We start from the raw sequence: 18664 nt of genomic DNA, 5'->3' as shown, positions 1-18664 counted from the left end.
AAGGCGGGGCAAGACTTCACGGTTGAATCACACTCCGACCAGCGGGTCGGTCACGCCGACCACGTAGATCGCGATCAGCGTCAGCAGGCCCGAGACCAGAACGTAGTACAGCGTCGGCCATACCGTCTTGCGAAGCGTAGTTCCTTCGCGGCCGAGCAGTCCGACTGTAGCGGAAGCGGCGACGACGTTGTGGATCGCCACCATGTTGCCCGCCGCGGCGCCTACCGCCTGAGCGGCGACGATCAGTGCACCGGAGATGCCGAGGTTCTGCGCGACGCCGAACTGGAACTGGCTAAGCATCATGTTGCTGACGGTATTCGAGCCGGCGATGAAGGCACCCAGTGCCCCGATGCTCGGCGCCAGCAGCGGATAGACCGAGCCGACACTGTCGGCCACGTAGCGCGCCATGGTGATCGGCATGCTCGCCAGTTCCGCGGTGTTGACGCCGGAGTTGATCAGGATGCGCACCATGGGAACGGTGAACAGCAGAACGAAGCCGGCGCCGACCAGCACCTTGCTCGATTCGCCGACGGCGGCGGCCAGCTCGCGAACCTTCATGCCGTGCAGGAAGAACGTGGCGAGAACCACGGCGACCAGAATGCCGCCCGGCAGGTACAGCGGCATGAAGTCGGCCTTGATGCCGGCCTCGCCGAGGATATCCGGGAACACCAGCACGATGGACTTCATGAAGGCGCCGACTTCCGGAATGGTGCGGCTGATCACCAGCAGCGCGCCGACCAGCACGTAAGGCAGCCAGGCGCGGAAGGTGCTCATCGGCTTGGCGGTCAGATCCTCAAGCTTCATCTCGATGCTGCCGAGCCACTCGCTCGGCCAGTCTTTGGCATCAGCGAAATCCCAGGACTTCTTCGGCACCAGGAATCCGACGCGCGCGGCGCTGGTGACGATGGCCAGGCCGATCAAGCCGCCCAGCAGGGAGGGGAACTCCGGGCCGAGGAAGAGGCCGGTGGCGACGTAGGGCACGGTGAAGGCCAGGCCGCCGAAGATGGCGAACGGCAGGACTTCGAAGCCGGCCTTCCAGCTTTTTTCCTTGCCGAAGAAGCGGGTCAGCATCAGCACCATGATCAGCGGCATGATGGTGCCGGTCAGCGCGTGGAGAATCGCCACTTCACTGGTGATCAGTTGCAGGAACGCTGCCCAGCTGGAGCCTTGGGCAGTCAGTTGGGTGCCGAGTGTAGCGGTGTCCAGACCACCGTTGATGCCGATGATGATCGGCGTGCCGACGGCGCCGAAGGACACCGGCGTCGATTGCACCAGCATGCCGAGGATGACCGCAGCCAGGGCTGGGAAGCCGATGGCGACCAGCAGCGGTGCGGCGATGGCCGCCGGCGTACCGAAGCCGGAGGCGCCCTCGATGAAGCAGCCGAACAGCCAGGCGATGATGATGGCCTGGATGCGGCGATCAGGGCTGATAGTGGTAAAACCAGCGCGGATGGCGGTGATGCCGCCGGAGTGCTTGAGCGTATTGAGCAGCAGGATCGCGCCGAAGATGATCCACAGAACGCCCGCGGTGATCACCAGACCTTGTACGGTCGAGGCGAGTACGCGGTTGAAGCTCATGTCCCAGACATACAGTGCAATACCCGCGGTGAGCAGGTACACCAGCGGCATGGCGCGCTTGGCCGGCCAGCGCAGGCCGATCAGCAGGACGGCGGCAAGCAGAATGGGGGAGAAGGCGAGAAACGCGAGAAGACCGTTTGACATGGATTCAGACTCCCGCCGTCACGAGGCGCTGGAGGGGGCCGGCAAGCGGCAATTGGCGGATTCGATACGGCGTCATGGAGTGCACCTCTTCTTGTTGGGAACGCACTGTAAAGTGGTAATACCAATTTACAGCAGCGAAATGCCAGCGTAAGAGTTCGCGCTCAAGTGCGTCAATTCGCCAACTTTAGACATTGGTAGTACGCGTCAATGTTGCGAGGCGTTTCCTTGATCGTTAGGCTGACGTAATTCTTAAAGTGGTCAAACCAATCGAGAGCGAGTCGCGATGGAAGTTGGAGTGGTGCGCCAGCGGCGGCTGGCTGATGACATCGTTGCGCAACTGGAAACCATGATTCTCGAGGGCACGCTCAAGGCCGGTGAGCGGCTGCCCGCCGAGCGTGCGCTGGCCGAGCAGTTCGGCGTGTCGCGGCCCTCGCTGCGCGAGGCGATTCAGAAGCTGGCGGCCAAGGGCCTGCTGATCAGTCGCCACGGCGGCGGGAACTTCGTTGCCGAATCGTTGGGCTCAACCTTCAGCGATCCGTTGCTGCATCTACTGGAAAACAATCGTGACGCTCAGCGGGACCTGCTGGAGTTTCGTCACACGCTGGAAGGCAGTTGCGCCTACTACGCAGCCTTGCGCGCTACCGAGGTGGATCAGCAGCGTCTGACCGAAGCGTTTATGGCTCTGCAGGACTGCTATGACCGCGAGGGCACGGTGACCCGGGCCGAAGAGGGGGCTGCCGACGCGCAGTTTCATCTGGCCATAGCCGAAGCCAGCCACAACGCCGTGCTGTTGCATACGATTCGCGGCCTGTTCGATCTGCTCAAGCGCAACGTGGTGACCAACATCGGCGGCATGTACGCCTTACGGGATGAAACCCGGGACATGCTGTTGCGTCAGCATCGCGAGCTGTACGAGGCGATCATGGCCCGGCGCGCCAGCGAGGCGCGTGAAGTGATTCATCGGCACATCAACTATGTGCAGGAGGTGCTTGCGGAGGGGCAGCAGGAAGCCCAGCGCCTGGCGCGCGCGCAGCGTCGACACGGTGATCGGAGCGTGATCGGTCACAAGGCTTGAGTGTTCGGCGCGCTTTCTGGGCGCGCGACGGGGGCTTCGACCGGGGAGAGGCTCAGTCGTCCTTGCCCTTGGTGCGCATCGCTCGCTGGATCTCGCGATCGGAGTCGCGCTCCTTCTCGGTGTGGCGCTTGTCGAATTCCTTCTTGCCCTTGGCCAGCGCGATTTCGCACTTGATCATGTGCTTCTTCCAGTACAGCGACAGCGCCACGCAGGCGTAGCCCTTCTGCTGTACCGCACCGAACAGCTTGCCCAGCTCGCGCTTGTTCAGTAGCAGCTTGCGGGTGCGGGTCGGATCGGCAATCACGTGGGTGCTGGCGCTGGTCAGCGGCGTGATATGCGCGCCCATCAGCCAGGCCTCGCCGTCCTTGAGCAGCACGTAGCTGTCGACCAGCTGCGCCTTGCCGGCGCGCATGCTTTTCACTTCCCAGCCAGCCAGAACGAGGCCGGCCTCGAACTTCTGCTCGATGAAGTAATCGTGTAGCGCCTTCTTGTTCAGCGCGATGGTCCCGGGGGACTGTTTCTTCTGTTTGGCCATAGGGCGCGCATTATAGGCAGTCGCATCGCGGCTGGCGACAAGCAGCGGCGGCGTTGCGGCAGGAAACTTGAGGGGCGCGTGCTTATCCCTGACAATGTGTCGGTTTTTTGCGCGCGCCGTGGTGCGGGGGAGTCCGGCTTTCCTGTGTGACGGTCCGGCGGGTCGCGCTTCTGGCGCATGAAGAAGTAGAAGGTCTGCATGACGACGCATATTCAACGATCGGCGCTGTTGCCGTACCCGGCAGGCGCGCTGTTCGACATGGTCAACGACGTGGCCAGCTATCCGCAATTCCTGCCCTGGTGCTCGGCGACCGAGGTGCTGGCCAGCAGCGCCACGCAGATGCATGCCAGCATGACCGTGGCCAAGGCGGGCCTCAGCCAGAAGTTCATGACGCGCAATGAATTGCAGGCCGGCAAGCGCATCGAGATGACGCTGGAGGAAGGGCCGTTCAGTCATCTACACGGCATCTGGGAATTCAAGGCGCTCGGCGAGAAAGCCTGCAAAATAAGCCTTGATCTGACCTTCGACTATGCCGGTCCGCTGGTGAAGGCGACGCTGGGCCCGCTGTTCAATCAGGCGGCCAATACCTTGGTCGATGCGTTCTGCGAGCGAGCTAAACAACTATATGGATAAGTCGGTAGTCGCGATCGAGGTAGTTTACGCCCTGGCCGACAAGCAGAAACTGCTGCGCCTGACCGTGCCGGCCGGAACCACCGTCCGCGACGCGGCGCTGGGGTCAGGAATGGATGCGTTCTTTCCGGGCCTGGATTTGGCGAATGCACCGCTGGGTATATTCGGTAAAGCCGTGGCCAAGCCGGATGAGCGAGTGCTGGAGGATGGTGAGCGGGTGGAAATCTATCGGCCATTGATTGCCGATCCGAAAGAGGTGCGCAAGCAGCGCGCCGCTCGTGCGGCGAAGAGCAAAAGCGACGACGCCGAGACCGAAATGAAGGAATAAAAAAGCCCGGTATGAACCGGGCTTTTTTTTAATCACTCGACGTCGAGAGGCTCGGGAATCGGCACCGGCACCGGCTCGGCGGCATCGACTTCGCGCTGGATCTGTTCCAGCAGCGAGCCCGGCGCGGGTTTCTCCTGCGTCTGTTGCGGCTTGTTGTCGCGCTCGGCAGGAGTCTGGGTGGTGGTCGACGAGGTGCCCAGAATGGCTTCGTCGCGGCTGACGCCTGGCATGAAGTCGCCGGCCAGGCCGACCAGTTGGTCGCTGCCGTCGAACACCAGGCTTACGCGCTCCTGCTGCCGGACGCTGCCGCCGGGCTGGATGCTGTACAGATAGTCCCAGCGATTGGCGTGGAAGGTGTCGGTGATCAGCGGGTTGCCCATGATGAAGCGCACCTGCTTGCGGGTCATTCCGGGGCGCAACTGGTCTATCATGTCCTGCGTGACGACATTGCCCTGTTGAATATCGACCTTGTAAACCCCGGGAAAAGAACAACCGGCGATTGCGAACAAGCCCACGAGCGTGAGGCTGGTCAGCATGAGCTTGGTGTTTTGCATCGGTGGGTGACTTCCACTATCTTGGCTGGGCAACGAAACCCGGATCATACCTGCATTGAAGGAGGCTGCGAAACAGCAGCAGCGAGAAAGCCACCCATGGTTGAAAATAACGAACTACGAAAAGTTGGTCTGAAAGTCACCCTGCCTCGGGTCAAGATCCTGCAGATGCTGGATACCGCGGATCAGCGGCACATGAGTGCGGAAGATGTCTACAAGGCGCTCATGGAGGCGGGTGAAGATGTCGGATTGGCGACGGTCTATCGCGTGCTGACGCAGTTCGAGGCCGCGGGGCTGGTGGTTCGGCACAACTTCGATGGCGGGCACGCCGTATTCGAATTGGCCGATAGCGGTCACCACGACCATATGGTCTGCGTCGACAGTGGCGAGGTCATCGAATTCTTCGATCAGGAAATCGAGAAGCTCCAGAAAGAGATCGTCAAGCGTCATGGTTATGAGCTGGTCGATCACAATCTGGTGCTTTACGTACGTAAGAAGGACTGAGCTCCTTCGGCGAAATGAAAAAGGCGACTCGTGAGTCGCCTTTTTCATGCGTGACGTACCTGCGGTCAGGCCTGCGCTGCTGTGACCATCTGCTGCGCGTGTGCCAACGACTGCTCGGTGATATCGACGCCTCCGAGCATGCGCGCGATTTCCTCGATGCGGTCGCGGCCACGCAGCTCGGCGACGGCGGTACGCGTCTGCTCGTTGTCGCGGGCCTTGTGCACGAACAGATGATGGTGGCCTTGGGCAGCGACCTGAGGCAGGTGGGTAACGGTCAGCACTTGGCCGCGCTCGCCGAGCCGACGTAACAGCTGGCCGACGATTTCCGCAGTTGGGCCGCCGATGCCGACATCTACCTCGTCGAAGACCAGCGTTGGAACGCGCGAGGTCTGCGCGGTGATGACCTGAATCGCCAGGCTGATGCGCGACAGTTCGCCACCGGAGGCAACCTTGGCCAGCGGACGTAGCGGCTGCCCGGGGTTGGCGCTGACGAGAAATTCCACCTGCTCGAACCCGTAGGGCGGGTAGTCGCCCTCGGCGACCGGTTTCAACGTCACGCTGAAGCGTCCGCCGGGCATGCCCAGACGCTGGATTTCGGCTTCCACGGCGAGCGACAGCTCCCCGGCCGCCGCCTGGCGGATGCGGCTCAGCTCTGTGGCTTTTTCCTCGTAGTGGCGAGCATAGGCCGCCAGTTCCTCGCCCAGTCGTTCAATGGCTTCGTCGTCCGCGTTCAGGCCTTCCAGTTCGTCCAGCAGGCGCTGCTGCAGCGCGACCAGGTCGACAGGCTGCACGCGGTGCTTGCGGGCCAGCGTATAGATGGTGTCCAGGCGTTCTTCCAGCACTTGCTGGCGTTGAGGATCGGCATCGAAATGATCGACGAAGCGATTGAGCTCACCGACCGCCTCCTCGACCTGGATCTGCGCGCTGGCCAGCAGGTTGACGGCCTCGCCGAGCGCCCCCGCCTGATTCTGGAACGCGGCCAGGCGCTGCAGGCTCGAGGTCAGTGCGGAAAGCACATTGCCGGCGTCGCTCTCGCTGCACAGTTCTGTCACCTGGCGGCAGGCGTCCAGTAACTGGCCGGCGTTGGCGAGGTTCTTGTGTTCCTGTTCCAGCTGTTCGAGTTCGCCTTCGGCGAGCGCAAGATTTTCCAGTTCTTCGAGCTGATAGCTGAGCAACTGCTGGCGCGCGCGTTGCTCGTCGCTGCTGTTGCTCAGCCGTTCGAGCGCCTGTTGCGTCTGGCGCCAGCGCTGGGCCGCAAGTTGCACCTGGCGGGCAAGCTCCTGGCCGGCGCTGTATTCATCGAGCAGGCGTCGGTGGGTGTCGGGTTTGAGCAACGACTGGTGCTCGTGCTGGCTGTGGATGTCGATCAGCAGTTCGCCGAGCGCCTTGAGATCGCCTTGCGGGCAGGGGGCGCCGTTTATGTAACCGCGCGAGCGCCCTTCGGCAGTGATGACCCGGCGCAGGATGCACGGGCCGTCGTTGTCCAGGTCGCGCTCGGCGAGCCAGGTGCGGGCGTCGGGAATGTCGTCCAGGTCGAAGCTGGCGAGAATGTCCGCCTTGTCGGCGCCCAGGCGTACCACGCTGCTGTCGGCACGGTCGCCCAGCGCGAGACCGAGGGCGTCGAGCATGATCGATTTGCCCGCGCCGGTTTCGCCGCTGATGACGCTCATGCCGCGTTTCAGTTCGAGGTCCAGGTGTTCGACGATGGCGTAGTTGTGAACCGAAAGATGAACCAGCATAGATGCGCTCCGGGCTGTGAGGCTGTCTATTTATACAGTGCTTTTCGGGGCGGCCACAATACGCCTCCGACGGATTTGGATTTGTGAACGGAGTGCAACTGGCTGGCGCGCGTCAATCGGTGTCGGCGCGACCTGCCCTTGAACCGCGCGAGGGTGCCCCCATATAGCGGCACAAGCGCGGGCGCTCGCCCGCAATCGTATCGAGAGGAGGAGGACGCATGGCCGACGAGCAGAACCTGGAAAACCAGACCTTTGACGAGCAGGATCAGGCTGCTGCCAGCGACGATCTGGCTGCTCGCGTGCAGTCGCTCGAAGAGCAGTTGGCGGCCGCCCAGGATCAGTCGCTGCGTGTCGCGGCCGAGATGCAGAACATCCGTCGGCGCGCCGAGCAGGACGTGGAGAAGGCGCACAAGTTTGCGCTGGAGAAGTTCGCCGGCGATCTGCTGGCCGTCGCCGACAGTCTGGAGCGGGGCCTCGAGCTGTCGAAGCCGGACGACGAAGCGGTCAAACCGGTGCGCGAGGGGCTCGAGCTGACCCTCAAACTGCTGCTCGACACGCTGGCGCGCCACCAGTTGACGCAGATCGATCCGCATGGCGAGCCCTTCAATCCGGAGCATCACCAGGCAATGGCGATGGAAGAGAGCACCCATGCCGAGCCGGGCAGCGTGCTCAAGGTGTTCCAGAAGGGCTACTTGCTCAATGGCCGCTTGTTGCGCCCGGCGATGGTCGTGGTGAGCAAGGCGCCTTCGCAAGCGGTGCCTTCGATCGACGAGCAGGCTTGAATTCGGGCGGGCGACCCCCATCTGGTAGCCAAGCGTTTTTGTGTTACCGCAGCCGGTAAACAGGCGCGGACCAATCGAAATTCGGGAGAGAGATTAAATGGGCAAAATCATCGGTATCGACCTGGGGACCACCAACTCCTGTGTCTCCATTCTGGAAAACGGCAACGTCAAGGTCATCGAGAACGCCGAAGGCGGCCGTACCACTCCGTCGATCATCGCGTACACCAATGATGGCGAGACGCTCGTCGGTCAGTCTGCCAAGCGTCAGGCGGTCACCAACCCGCAGAACACCCTGTATGCAGTCAAGCGTCTGATCGGCCGTCGCTTCGAAGAAGACGTCGTGCAGAAAGACATCAAGATGGTGCCGTACAGCATCGTCAAGGCCGACAACGGCGACGCCTGGGTGGAAGTGAAGGGCCAGAAAATGGCGCCGCCGCAGATTTCCGCCGAAGTGCTGAAGAAGATGAAGAAGACCGCCGAGGATTATCTGGGCGAGCCGGTCACCGAAGCGGTCATCACCGTGCCGGCCTACTTCAACGACAGCCAGCGTCAGGCCACCAAGGACGCCGGTCGCATCGCCGGTCTGGACGTCAAGCGCATCATCAACGAGCCGACCGCGGCGGCGCTGGCCTATGGCATGGACAAGGCCAAGGGCGACCACACCGTAATCGTCTATGACCTGGGTGGCGGTACCTTCGACGTGTCGGTGATCGAGATCGCCGAGGTCGACGGTGAGCATCAGTTCGAGGTGCTGGCCACCAACGGTGACACCTTCCTCGGTGGCGAGGACTTCGACATCCGGCTGATCGACTACCTCGTCGAGGAGTTCAAGAAAGAAACCGGCATGAACCTCAAGGGTGACCCGCTGGCCATGCAGCGCCTGAAGGAAGCCGCCGAGAAGGCCAAGATCGAGCTGTCCTCCAGCCAGCAGACCGACGTCAACCTGCCGTACATCACCGCCGATGCGTCCGGTCCAAAGCACCTGAACGTGAAGATCTCCCGTGCCAAGCTGGAATCGCTGGTCGAGGATCTGGTCGAGCGCACCATCGAGCCTTGCCGCATCGCGCTGAAGGATGCCGGTATCGACGTGTCGAAGATCGATGACGTGATTCTGGTCGGCGGTCAGACCCGTATGCCGCTGGTGCAGCAGAAGGTCGCCGAGTTCTTCGGTAAGGAAGCCCGCAAGGACGTCAACCCGGACGAAGCCGTCGCCATGGGTGCCGCCATTCAGGGCGCGGTACTGGCCGGTGACGTCAAGGACGTGTTGCTGCTCGACGTGTCGCCGCTGACCCTGGGTATCGAAACCCTCGGTGGCGTGATGACCCCGCTGATCGAGAAGAACACCACCATCCCGACCAAGAAGTCGCAGGTGTTCTCCACTGCCGATGACAACCAGAGCGCCGTGACCATCCACGTGCTGCAGGGCGAGCGCAAGCAGGCGGCGCAGAACAAGTCGCTGGGCCGCTTCGACCTGGCTGACATTCCGCCGGCACCGCGCGGCATGCCGCAGATCGAGGTCACCTTCGACATCGACGCCAACGGCATCCTGCATGTGTCCGCCAAGGACAAGGCCACCGGCAAGCAGCAGTCGATCGTGATCAAGGCCAACTCCGGTCTGTCCGAGGAGGAGATCGAGCAGATGGTGCGTGACGCCGAGGCCAACGCCGAGGAAGACCGCAAGTTCGAGGAGCTGGCGACCGCCCGCAACCAGGGCGATCAGTTGGTCCACGCCACTCGCAAGATGCTGACCGAGGCCGGCGACAAGGCCAGTGCCGATGACAAGACGGCCATCGAGAAGGCCATCGGCGAACTGGAGCTGGCGATCAAGGGCGACGACAAGGCTGAGATCGAGGCCAAGATCGCTGCGGTCTCCCAGGCCTCCACGCCGCTGGCGCAGAAGATGTATGCCGAGCAGCCGCAGGGCGCCGAAGGTCAGCCGGCCGCGGACAAGGACCAGGCGGGCGACGATGTGGTCGATGCCGAGTTCGAAGAGGTCAAGGACAACAAGTAAGCCCCGGCTTGCTTCCGCTCCAACCCGTTCCGGCTTCGGCCGGGCGGGCGTAACCGCTGCGCGGGGGCTTGCTCCCGCGTCGGCGTGTCTGGAGGGCACGAATTTGAGGGTTCAGGAAACATATGGCCAAACGTGATTTTTACGAGGTGCTGGGTGTCGAGCGCGGCGCCAGCGAGGCGGAGCTGAAGAAGGCCTATCGTCGCCTTGCGATGAAGCATCACCCCGACCGCAATCCGGGTGACAAGGCGGCCGAGGAGGCTTTCAAGGAAGCCAACGAAGCCTACGAAGTGCTCTCCGATGCGAGCAAGCGCGCGGCGTACGACCAGTATGGCCATGCCGGTGTAGATCCGCAGATGGGGGCCGGCGCGGGTGCTGGCTACGGTGGTGCCAATTTCTCCGATATCTTCGGCGATGTGTTCAGCGACTTCTTCGGCGGTGCGCGTGGTGCCTCGCGGGGCGGCGCGCAGCGTGGCAGCGATCTGCGTTACACCCTGGAGCTGGATCTGGAAGAGGCCGTGCGCGGCACTACGGTCACCATCCGCGTGCCGACGCTGGTCGAGTGCAAGACTTGCGATGGTTCCGGTGCGAAGAAGGGTACCAGTCCGGTGACCTGTACCACCTGCGGCGGTATCGGTCAGGTGCGCATGCAGCAGGGCTTCTTCTCGGTGCAGCAGACCTGCCCGCGCTGCCACGGCAGCGGCAAGATGATTTCCGATCCGTGCGGCAGCTGTCACGGCCAGGGGCGGGTGGAGGAGCAGAAAACGCTGTCGGTCAAGGTGCCGGCAGGCGTCGATACCGGCGACCGCATCCGTTTGTCCGGCGAAGGCGAGGCCGGCACTCAGGGTGGGCCAGCGGGCGATCTGTATGTGGTGGTCAACGTGCGCGAGCACCCGATCTTCCAGCGCGATGGCAAGCATCTGTACTGTGAGGTGCCGATCAGCTTCGCCGATGCGGCGCTCGGCGGCGAGCTGGAAGTGCCGACGCTCGATGGTCGGGTCAAGCTGAAGATTCCCGAAGGCACGCAGACCGGCAAGCAGTTCCGCCTGCGCGGCAAGGGTGTGGCGCCTGTGCGCGGTGGCGCGGCAGGCGATCTGATGTGCCGGGTGGTGGTCGAGACGCCGGTCAATCTGGGCAGGCGCCAACGCGAGCTGCTCGAGGAGTTCCGCAGCACGCTGCAGGGCGACACATCGCACTCGCCGAAGGCCAGTGGCTGGTTCGAGGGCGTGAAGCGCTTTTTTGGTGATGTTTGATCGCTGCAGGCGGCGAGTGGTCTAGACGAGACCGCCCGCCGCTTGGGGCTTGCAGCTTGGAGCTGATGCTATGCGACGTATTGCAGTGATGGGCGCCGCCGGGCGCATGGGCAAGACCCTGATCGAGGCGGTGCAACAGACGGCGGGTGCCGCCGGTCTGACGGCAGCGGTGGATCGGCCGGACAGCACCCTGGTCGGTGCCGACGCGGGAGAGCTGGCGGCGATCGGTCGTATTGGCGTGCCGCTCAGCGGCGATCTGGCGCGAGCGGTGGACGAGTTCGACGTGGTGATCGATTTCACTCATCCCTCGGTGACGCTGAAGAATCTCGAGGTCTGTCGGCGTGCTGGCAAGGCGATGGTGATCGGCACCACCGGCTTCTCGCCAGAGGAAAAGGAGCGTCTGGCTGCTGCCGCCAAGGAAATTCCGATCGTTTTCGCTGCGAACTTCAGCGTTGGTGTGAACCTCTGCCTCAAGCTGCTGGATACCGCGGCGCGGGTGCTGGGCGACGAGGTGGACATCGAGATCATCGAGGCGCATCACCGGCACAAGGTGGATGCACCTTCGGGCACCGCGCTGCGCATGGGCGAGGTGGTGGCCGAGGCGCTCGGGCGTGATCTGCAGAAGGTGGCTGTATACGGCCGCGAAGGTCAGACCGGTGTGCGTCAGCGCGAAACCATCGGTTTCGCCACGGTGCGCGCCGGTGACGTGGTGGGCGATCACACGGTACTGTTCGCGGCCGATGGCGAGCGGGTGGAGATCACGCACAAAGCTTCCAGTCGCATGACCTTCGCCAAGGGCGCGGTACGCGCTGCGCTTTGGCTGGAAGGCCGGCCCGCAGGGCTCTACGATATGCAGGATGTACTGGGGCTCAAGTGAGTTTTTGCGCACGCGGATGCCGTCCCGTCTGGCCGCGCTCGGCTTGCGGGCTATATTGGCTGGACCGGAAAGTGGATTTTCTGTAAGCTTCCCGCTTTAGTGTGTCCACTAAAAGTTGCGCAGAAATGAATCAAATAAAAAGCGGGATGACCTTCACACGTCATCCCGCTTTTTTACAATCTGCGTCTGCTCCAGCCTTGATCTACGGGAGGTCTCTTGACTAAGCCAGCCACTACGCCAGCCATTCTGGCCCTAGCCGATGGCAGCATCTTTCGCGGCGAATCCATCGGCGCCGATGGGCAAACCATTGGCGAGGTGGTCTTCAACACCGCCATGACCGGCTATCAGGAAATCCTCACCGATCCTTCCTACGCCAAGCAGATCGTCACGCTGACTTATCCGCACGTCGGCAACACCGGTACCACGCCGGAAGATGCCGAGGCCCGTCAGGTATGGGCGGCCGGCCTGGTCATTCGCGATCTGCCGCTGCTGGCCAGCAACTGGCGCAACAAGCAGTCGCTGCCTGACTATCTGAAGGCCAACGGCACTGTCGCCATCGCCGGAATCGACACCCGCCGGCTTACCCGCATCCTGCGCGAGAAAGGCGCCCAGGATGGCTGCATCCTGGCCGGTGCGGATGCCACCGAAGAGAAGGCGCTGGAACTGGCGCGCAGCTTCCCGGGCCTCAAGGGTATGGATCTGGCCAAGGTGGTCAGCACCGCCGAGCGCTACGAGTGGCGTTCCAGTGTGTGGGATCTGAAGACCGACAGTCACCCGGAAGTTCCCGCCGCAGAGCTGCCTTACCACGTGGTGGCGTATGACTATGGCGTCAAGTTGAACATCCTGCGCATGCTGGTCGCGCGCGGTTGCCGCGTCACCGTGCTGCCGGCGCAGACGCCGGCTAGCGAAGCGCTGGCGCTCAATCCGGACGGCATCTTCCTGGCCAATGGTCCGGGCGACCCCGAGCCTTGCGACTACGCGATCAAGGCGATTCAGGAAATTCTCGAGACCGATATTCCGGTGTTCGGCATCTGCCTGGGCCATCAATTGCTGGCATTAGCGTCGGGCGCCCGGACGATGAAGATGCCGAACGGCCACCACGGCGCCAACCATCCGGTGCAGGATCTGGACAGCGGTGTGGTGATGATCACCAGCCAGAACCACGGTTTTGCGGTGGATGAGGCGAGCCTGCCGGCCAATCTGCGTGCCACCCACAAGTCGCTGTTCGACGGCACCCTGCAGGGCATCGAGCGCACCGACAAGGTCGCCTTTAGTTTCCAGGGCCACCCCGAGGCCAGCCCCGGCCCGCACGATGTCGCGCCGCTGTTCGACCGTTTCATCGAAGCCATGGCCAAGCGCCGCTAAGCCTGCCGACTGACCAAAGGATTCGAGAGTAATAAAATGCCAAAACGTACAGATATCAAAAGCATCCTGATCCTCGGTGCCGGCCCCATCGTTATCGGCCAGGCCTGTGAGTTCGACTATTCCGGCGCGCAGGCCTGCAAGGCGCTTAAGGAAGAAGGCTTCCGCGTCATCCTGGTGAATTCCAACCCGGCTACCATCATGACCGACCCGGCGATGGCCGACGCCACCTATATCGAGCCGATCAAGTGGGCCACCGTGGCGAAGATCATTGAGAAGGAGCGTCCCGACGCGCTGCTGCCGACCATGGGTGGCCAGACCGCGCTGAACTGCGCGCTGGATCTGGAAAAGCACGGCGTGCTGGAGAAGTTCGGCGTCGAGATGATCGGTGCCAATGCCGACACCATCGACAAGGCCGAGGATCGCTCGCGCTTCGACAAGGCGATGAAGAACATCGGCCTGGCGTGCCCGGTTTCCGGCATCGCGCACAATATGGACGAAGCCTACGGCGTGCTCGATAAGGTCGGCTTCCCCTGCATCATCCGTCCGTCGTTCACCATGGGCGGCACCGGCGGCGGCATCGCCTACAACCGTGAGGAGTTCGAGGAGATCTGCGCGCGTGGCCTGGATCTGTCGCCGACCAGCGAGCTGCTGATCGACGAGTCGCTGATCGGCTGGAAGGAGTACGAGATGGAGGTGGTCCGCGACAAGAAGGACAACTGCATCATCGTCTGCTCCATCGAGAACTTCGATCCGATGGGCGTGCACACCGGCGACTCGATCACCGTGGCTCCGGCACAGACGCTGACCGACAAGGAATACCAGATCATGCGCAACGCCTCCCTGGCGGTGCTGCGCGAGATCGGCGTAGAAACCGGCGGGTCCAACGTGCAGTTCGGTATCTGCCCGAACACCGGCCGTATGGTCGTCATCGAGATGAACCCGCGTGTGTCGCGTTCCTCGGCGCTGGCCTCCAAGGCCACCGGCTTCCCCATCGCCAAGATCGCCGCCAAGCTGGCCGTCGGCTATACCCTCGACGAGCTGCAGAACGACATCACTGGCGGCCGCACCCCGGCCTCCTTCGAGCCGGCGATCGACTACGTGGTGACCAAGGTCCCGCGTTTCGCCTTCGAGAAATTCCCCAAGGCGGATGCCCGTCTGACTACCCAGATGAAGTCGGTGGGTGAAGTCATGGCTATCGGTCGGACGTTCCAGGAGTCCATGCAGAAGGCCCTGCGTGGTCTGGAAGTTGGCGCCACCGGCTTCGATCCGAAGCTGAACCTCGCCGACGCCGAGGCCGAGAGCACGCTCAAGCGCGAGCTGACCGTGCCGGGTGCTGAGCGCATCTGGTACGTCGCTGACGCCTTCCGCGCCGGCAAGAGCGTCGAGGACGTATTCGCCCTGACCAAGATCGACCCGTGGTTCCTGGTGCAGATCGAGGATCTGGTCAAGGAAGAAGAGCAGGTCAAGACCCTAGGGCTGTCCAGCATCGACCGCGATCTGATGTACAAACTCAAGCGCAAGGGCTTCTCCGACGCGCGCCTGGCCAAGCTGCTCGGCGTGACCGAGAAGAACCTGCGCAGCCACCGCCACAAGCTCAAGGTGCTGCCGGTCTACAAGCGCGTCGACACCTGCGCCGCCGAGTTCGCCACCGACACCGCCTACATGTACTCGACCTATGAGGAAGAGTGCGAAGCCAACCCGTCGAGCCGCGACAAGATCATGATTCTCGGTGGTGGCCCCAACCGCATCGGCCAGGGCATCGAGTTCGACTACTGCTGCGTGCACGCCGCGCTGGCCATGCGTGAAGACGGTTACGAGACCATCATGGTCAACTGCAACCCGGAAACCGTCTCCACCGACTACGACACCTCAGACCGGCTGTACTTCGAGCCGGTGACCCTTGAAGACGTGCTGGAGATCGTCCGCGTCGAGCAACCCAAGGGCGTGATCGTGCAGTACGGTGGCCAGACGCCGCTGAAGATTTGCCGTGCCCTGGAAGAGGCCGGCGTGCCGATCATCGGCACCAGCCCGGACGCCATCGATCGCGCCGAAGACCGCGAGCGCTTCCAGCAGATGGTGCAGCGCCTGAACCTGCGCCAGCCGCAGAACGCCACCGCACGCAGCGAGGAAGAAGCCATCGCGGCGTCCAAGGCCATCGGTTATCCGCTGGTGGTGCGTCCGTCCTACGTACTCGGCGGCCGCGCGATGGAGATCGTCTACGAGGAAGAGGAGCTCAAGCGCTACATGCGCGAAGCGGTGCAGGTGTCCAACGACAGCCCGGTGCTGCTCGATCACTTCCTCAACTGCGCCATCGAGGTGGACGTGGATGCGGTGTGCGACGGCGAGCAGGTGGTGATCGGCGCGATCATGCAGCACATCGAACAGGCCGGCGTGCACTCCGGTGACTCCGCCTGTTCGCTGCCGGCCTATTCGCTGCCGCAGCACATTCAGGACGAGATCCGCGAGCAGGTGCGCAAGATGGCCCTCGAGCTCGACGTGGTCGGCCTGATGAACGTGCAGATGGCGGTGCAGGGCGAAGACATCTACGTGCTGGAAGTGAACCCGCGTGCTTCGCGCACCGTGCCGTTCGTGTCCAAGTGTATCGGTGAGTCGTTGGCCAAGGTCGCCGCGCGCGTCATGGCTGGCAAGACGCTGGCCGAGATCGGCTTCACCAAGGAAATCATCCCGCCGTTCTTCAGCGTCAAGGAAGCGGTATTCCCCTTCGCCAAGTTCCCCGGCGTGGATACCATCCTCGGCCCGGAAATGAAGTCCACCGGCGAAGTGATGGGCGTTGGCGACAGCTTTGCCGAGGCCTTCGCGAAGGCCCAGCTGGGTGCCAGCGAAATCCTGCCGACTTCCGGTTGCGCATTCATCAGCGTGCGCGAAGACGACAAGCCCTACGTCGAGCAGGTCGCCCGCGATCTGATCGGGCTGGGCTTCGAGGTGGTCGCGACCGCCGGTACGGCGCGCATCATCGAGGCGGCCGGATTGCCGGTGCGCCGCGTGAACAAGGTGACCGAGGGGCGGCCCCACGTGGTCGACATGATCAAGAATGACGAGGTCACACTGATCATCAACACCACCGAAGGACGGCAGTCGATCGCCGATTCGTATTCCATTCGTCGCAATGCCCTGCAGCACAAGATCTGCATCACCACTACCATTGCCGGTGGTCAGGCGATCTGTGAGGCGCTCAAGTTCGGTCCCGAGAAGACCGTGCGCCGCTTGCAGGATCTCCATGCAGGAATCCACGCATGACCAAGTTCCCCATGACCGTCCAGGGTGCTCGCGCCCTGGAAGAAGAACTCAAACACCTGAAAACCATACTGCGCCCGCAGATTACCCAGGCCATCGCCGAAGCACGCGAACTGGGTGACCTCAAGGAGAACGCCGAATACCACGCCGCCCGCGAGCAGCAGGGGATGGTCGAAGCGCGGATTCGCGATATCGAAGGTCGCCTGCAGAATGCGCAGGTCATTGATATCGCCAATATCACTCCGACCGGCAAGGTGATCTTCGGCGCTACGGTGGATATCGCCAATGTCGAAACCGACGAGCAGGTGACCTACCAGATCGTCGGCGACGATGAGGCGGACATCAAGCAGGGCAAGCTGTCGGTGAGTTCGCCGATCGCCCGCGCGTTGGTCGGCAAGGAAGAAGGCGATGTGGTCGCGGTGAAGACGCCTAGCGGACTGATCGAGTACGAAATCGTCGAGGTTCGTCATATCTGAACTTCGTCCCGTGCGCGGCGGTACCATCGCCTGGCTGCTGGCCCAGACGTTCTGGGTCGGCGGCCTGTGGTTGCTGCACTTCGTCGTGCTGCCCGCGTCGGCCAAGGTAGGACTGGCGCCGCTGCTGGTAGACGAGCTGGCGGAGGCGCTGCGGCCGTTGCTGGTAGGGTTCGCCGGTTTCTGCGTGGTTTTGCAGGCGTTGGTGCTGCTTCCGCTGACAGGGCTCGCACGATTTGCGGCCGAGTTGCGCGGTCAGTTGCTGCTGGCGACATTGCTACTGGCCATCAGCTTCTTCATCGAGCGCAGCGGTGTTTTCGAATCGAATTACTGGTCGCTGTTCAGCTATCTGGCGATGGCGTTTTGCGGACTGTTGCTGGTGCTGCAACCCCCACCGGGGCGTGAGGGCTGAGTATTCGCGAAGGCTAGGCCCTGTGAGAGTTAGGCCTGGAAGCGGTGAATGTTGGAGAGCTGCTTGTTGGCCTTGGGATTCTTGCGATAGACCAGCGCCATCTTGCCGATGTTCTGGACCAGTTCGCAGCGGGCGGCCTTGCAGAGTTCTTCCATCAGCGCGTGACGATCCTCGCGCTCGGTGATTCGGAACTGCACCTTGATCAGTTCGTGATCGTTCAGTGCGCGCTCCAGTTCGGCCAGCACGCCTTCGCTGAGGCCGTTTTCGGCTACGATCAGAACCGGTTTCAGATGGTGGCCGATGGACTTGTAGTGTTTTTTCTGCTCGTTGGTGAGCGGCATATTTCGACCCTTGCGTCAGAACCCTTGAAAAACGGCGGCTAGTGTAACCGACAGGTTCGGGGCCGCACAGATGAGGTATCAGCTTGGCACGCTCCAAGACCAGCCCGCGTTGGCTGAAAGAACATTTCGACGATCCCTACGTGAAGATGGCGCAGAGGGACGGCTACCGCTCCCGCGCCAGCTACAAGCTACTGGAGATTCAAGATAAGGATCGAATCCTGCGTCCGGGCATGACCGTGGTTGATCTCGGCGCGGCGCCCGGCGGTTGGTCACAGGTCACCAGCCGAGTTATCGGCGACAAGGGGCGGCTCATCGCCTCCGATATCCTACCGATGGACAGCATCGCCGATGTGACCTTCATTCAAGGCGACTTCACCGAGGACGAGGTGTTCGCGCAGATTCTCGAGGCCATCGGCGAGCATCCGGTGGACCTTGTTATCTCCGATATGGCCCCCAACATGAGTGGAGTGAGGGCGTCCGATCAGCCGCGCGCGATGTTTCTCTGCGAGCTCGCACTGGATCTCGCCACGCGTGTACTGCGCCCCGGTGGCGATTTTCTGATCAAGATATTCCAAGGCGAAGGCTTCGATACCTATTTGAAGGATGTGCGGCAGAACTTCGACAAGGTGCAGATGCGCAAGCCACTGTCCTCCCGCGACCGCTCGCGTGAGCAATATCTGCTGGCGCGAGGTTTCAAGGGTCAGCAGGGCGAGTGAAGGCGATTGAGGAAAGTCGGCCGGGCGATAGTCAGGGGCTGTTTTGCCGGTCGGGCCGTTTCATATAGGGTTACAGACGAGCTGTCAGCTCGTGCGCG

Annotated in this window: 18 protein-coding genes; 13 read left to right on the top strand and 5 right to left on the bottom strand. The window is 62.6% G+C overall.

Annotated features, from left to right (window positions below; genetic code table 11):
* Positions 1-27: 27 nt before the first annotated feature.
* Positions 28-1722 (bottom strand): L-lactate permease, encoded by a 1695-nt coding sequence (locus U8L64_RS15810; RefSeq protein WP_234302778.1) that lies wholly within the window; start codon positions 1720-1722, stop codon positions 28-30.
* A 283-nt stretch (positions 1723-2005) separates the two neighbouring features.
* Here U8L64_RS15810 and U8L64_RS15805 point away from each other — a divergent pair, with 283 nt between their 5' ends.
* Entirely contained in the window at positions 2006-2797 is a 792-nt protein-coding gene (locus U8L64_RS15805; protein WP_037020250.1) for a GntR family transcriptional regulator, read from the top strand.
* A gap of 52 nt (positions 2798-2849) precedes the next feature.
* Here U8L64_RS15805 and smpB read toward each other — a convergent pair whose 3' ends face one another.
* Entirely contained in the window at positions 2850-3332 is a 483-nt protein-coding gene (gene smpB / locus U8L64_RS15800; protein ID WP_003293251.1) for an SsrA-binding protein SmpB, read from the bottom strand.
* A gap of 198 nt (positions 3333-3530) precedes the next feature.
* On the opposite strand from smpB, the gene U8L64_RS15795 reads away from it, so the two are divergent.
* Together U8L64_RS15795 and U8L64_RS15790 are read left to right on the top strand one after the other, a co-directional pair.
* On the top strand, positions 3531-3965 hold the full coding sequence (locus tag U8L64_RS15795; RefSeq protein ID WP_008568970.1) for a type II toxin-antitoxin system RatA family toxin: 435 nt from the start codon (positions 3531-3533) through the stop codon (positions 3963-3965).
* Positions 3958-4290, top strand: coding sequence for an RnfH family protein (locus U8L64_RS15790; RefSeq protein WP_138300388.1), 333 nt, complete (start codon positions 3958-3960; stop codon positions 4288-4290). The genes U8L64_RS15795 and U8L64_RS15790 overlap by 8 nt, the downstream gene beginning before the upstream one ends.
* A gap of 32 nt (positions 4291-4322) precedes the next feature.
* Here the strand turns inward: U8L64_RS15790 and U8L64_RS15785 are convergent, their stop codons facing one another.
* The gene (locus U8L64_RS15785; RefSeq protein ID WP_043298172.1) at positions 4323-4844 is read right to left on the bottom strand and encodes an outer membrane protein assembly factor BamE; all 522 of its coding nucleotides are present in this window, start codon (positions 4842-4844) and stop codon (positions 4323-4325) included.
* 96 nt (positions 4845-4940) lie between these two features.
* Between U8L64_RS15785 and fur the strand changes: the two genes are divergently transcribed.
* Positions 4941-5345, top strand: coding sequence for a ferric iron uptake transcriptional regulator (gene fur / locus U8L64_RS15780; RefSeq protein WP_043298171.1), 405 nt, complete (start codon positions 4941-4943; stop codon positions 5343-5345).
* 65 nt (positions 5346-5410) lie between these two features.
* Here fur and recN read toward each other — a convergent pair whose 3' ends face one another.
* Positions 5411-7084 (bottom strand): DNA repair protein RecN, encoded by a 1674-nt coding sequence (gene recN / locus U8L64_RS15775; RefSeq protein ID WP_043298170.1) that lies wholly within the window; start codon positions 7082-7084, stop codon positions 5411-5413.
* Positions 7085-7302: 218 nt separating this feature from the next.
* Between recN and grpE the strand changes: the two genes are divergently transcribed.
* The 8 genes from grpE (at position 7303) to U8L64_RS15735 (ending at position 17509) form a co-directional block, all read left to right on the top strand.
* Entirely contained in the window at positions 7303-7866 is a 564-nt protein-coding gene (gene grpE / locus U8L64_RS15770; protein ID WP_043298169.1) for a nucleotide exchange factor GrpE, read from the top strand.
* Between the two features lie 97 nt (positions 7867-7963).
* The gene (gene dnaK / locus U8L64_RS15765; RefSeq protein ID WP_043298168.1) at positions 7964-9877 is read left to right on the top strand and encodes a molecular chaperone DnaK; all 1914 of its coding nucleotides are present in this window, start codon (positions 7964-7966) and stop codon (positions 9875-9877) included.
* Positions 9878-9999: 122 nt separating this feature from the next.
* Positions 10000-11127, top strand: coding sequence for a molecular chaperone DnaJ (gene dnaJ / locus U8L64_RS15760; RefSeq protein ID WP_333398252.1), 1128 nt, complete (start codon positions 10000-10002; stop codon positions 11125-11127).
* 70 nt (positions 11128-11197) lie between these two features.
* Complete coding sequence (gene dapB / locus U8L64_RS15755) at positions 11198-12004, top strand: 4-hydroxy-tetrahydrodipicolinate reductase (protein ID WP_156715313.1); 807 nt, start codon at positions 11198-11200, stop codon at positions 12002-12004.
* 216 nt (positions 12005-12220) lie between these two features.
* Entirely contained in the window at positions 12221-13369 is a 1149-nt protein-coding gene (carA, locus tag U8L64_RS15750; RefSeq protein WP_043298165.1) for a glutamine-hydrolyzing carbamoyl-phosphate synthase small subunit, read from the top strand.
* Between the two features lie 36 nt (positions 13370-13405).
* Positions 13406-16627 carry a carbamoyl-phosphate synthase large subunit gene (gene carB, locus U8L64_RS15745; RefSeq protein ID WP_234302776.1) on the top strand — a complete coding sequence of 1074 codons (3222 nt, stop codon included), beginning with the start codon at positions 13406-13408 and terminating at the stop codon, positions 16625-16627.
* Positions 16624-17100 carry a transcription elongation factor GreA gene (gene greA, locus U8L64_RS15740; protein ID WP_043298163.1) on the top strand — a complete coding sequence of 159 codons (477 nt, stop codon included), beginning with the start codon at positions 16624-16626 and terminating at the stop codon, positions 17098-17100. The genes carB and greA overlap by 4 nt, the downstream gene beginning before the upstream one ends.
* A gap of 10 nt (positions 17101-17110) precedes the next feature.
* Positions 17111-17509: a hypothetical protein gene (locus U8L64_RS15735; protein ID WP_043298162.1), complete on the top strand. Its 399-nt coding sequence runs from the start codon at positions 17111-17113 to the stop codon at positions 17507-17509.
* Positions 17510-17538: 29 nt separating this feature from the next.
* Here U8L64_RS15735 and yhbY read toward each other — a convergent pair whose 3' ends face one another.
* The gene (gene yhbY / locus U8L64_RS15730; protein WP_054095276.1) at positions 17539-17850 is read right to left on the bottom strand and encodes a ribosome assembly RNA-binding protein YhbY; all 312 of its coding nucleotides are present in this window, start codon (positions 17848-17850) and stop codon (positions 17539-17541) included.
* Positions 17851-17933: 83 nt separating this feature from the next.
* Here yhbY and rlmE point away from each other — a divergent pair, with 83 nt between their 5' ends.
* Positions 17934-18566 carry a 23S rRNA (uridine(2552)-2'-O)-methyltransferase RlmE gene (gene rlmE, locus U8L64_RS15725; RefSeq protein WP_043298160.1) on the top strand — a complete coding sequence of 211 codons (633 nt, stop codon included), beginning with the start codon at positions 17934-17936 and terminating at the stop codon, positions 18564-18566.
* The last annotated feature ends 98 nt before the right edge of the window (positions 18567-18664 follow it).

Source organism: Pseudomonas sp. FIP_A4, assembly GCF_036701605.1.
GTDB lineage: Bacteria > Pseudomonadota > Gammaproteobacteria > Pseudomonadales > Pseudomonadaceae > Stutzerimonas > Stutzerimonas phenolilytica.
Note: the sequence above shows the minus strand (reverse complement) of the source record. Positions and strands in the feature narration are given on the sequence as shown.

Bases quoted from the DNA above. Each gene is read 5' to 3' on its own strand.
- U8L64_RS15810 (WP_234302778.1), bottom strand. From the start codon at position 1,722: ATGTCAAACGGTCTTCTCGCGTTTCTCGCCTTCTCCCCCATTCTGCTT.
- U8L64_RS15805 (WP_037020250.1), top strand. From the start codon at position 2,006: ATGGAAGTTGGAGTGGTGCGCCAGCGGCGGCTGGCTGATGACATCGTT.
- smpB (WP_003293251.1), bottom strand. From the start codon at position 3,332: ATGGCCAAACAGAAGAAACAGTCCCCCGGGACCATCGCGCTGAACAAG.
- U8L64_RS15795 (WP_008568970.1), top strand. From the start codon at position 3,531: ATGACGACGCATATTCAACGATCGGCGCTGTTGCCGTACCCGGCAGGC.
- U8L64_RS15790 (WP_138300388.1), top strand. From the start codon at position 3,958: ATGGATAAGTCGGTAGTCGCGATCGAGGTAGTTTACGCCCTGGCCGAC.
- U8L64_RS15785 (WP_043298172.1), bottom strand. From the start codon at position 4,844: ATGCAAAACACCAAGCTCATGCTGACCAGCCTCACGCTCGTGGGCTTG.
- fur (WP_043298171.1), top strand. From the start codon at position 4,941: ATGGTTGAAAATAACGAACTACGAAAAGTTGGTCTGAAAGTCACCCTG.
- recN (WP_043298170.1), bottom strand. From the start codon at position 7,084: ATGCTGGTTCATCTTTCGGTTCACAACTACGCCATCGTCGAACACCTG.
- grpE (WP_043298169.1), top strand. From the start codon at position 7,303: ATGGCCGACGAGCAGAACCTGGAAAACCAGACCTTTGACGAGCAGGAT.
- dnaK (WP_043298168.1), top strand. From the start codon at position 7,964: ATGGGCAAAATCATCGGTATCGACCTGGGGACCACCAACTCCTGTGTC.
- dnaJ (WP_333398252.1), top strand. From the start codon at position 10,000: ATGGCCAAACGTGATTTTTACGAGGTGCTGGGTGTCGAGCGCGGCGCC.
- dapB (WP_156715313.1), top strand. From the start codon at position 11,198: ATGCGACGTATTGCAGTGATGGGCGCCGCCGGGCGCATGGGCAAGACC.
- carB (WP_234302776.1), top strand. From the start codon at position 13,406: ATGCCAAAACGTACAGATATCAAAAGCATCCTGATCCTCGGTGCCGGC.
- greA (WP_043298163.1), top strand. From the start codon at position 16,624: ATGACCAAGTTCCCCATGACCGTCCAGGGTGCTCGCGCCCTGGAAGAA.
- yhbY (WP_054095276.1), bottom strand. From the start codon at position 17,850: ATGCCGCTCACCAACGAGCAGAAAAAACACTACAAGTCCATCGGCCAC.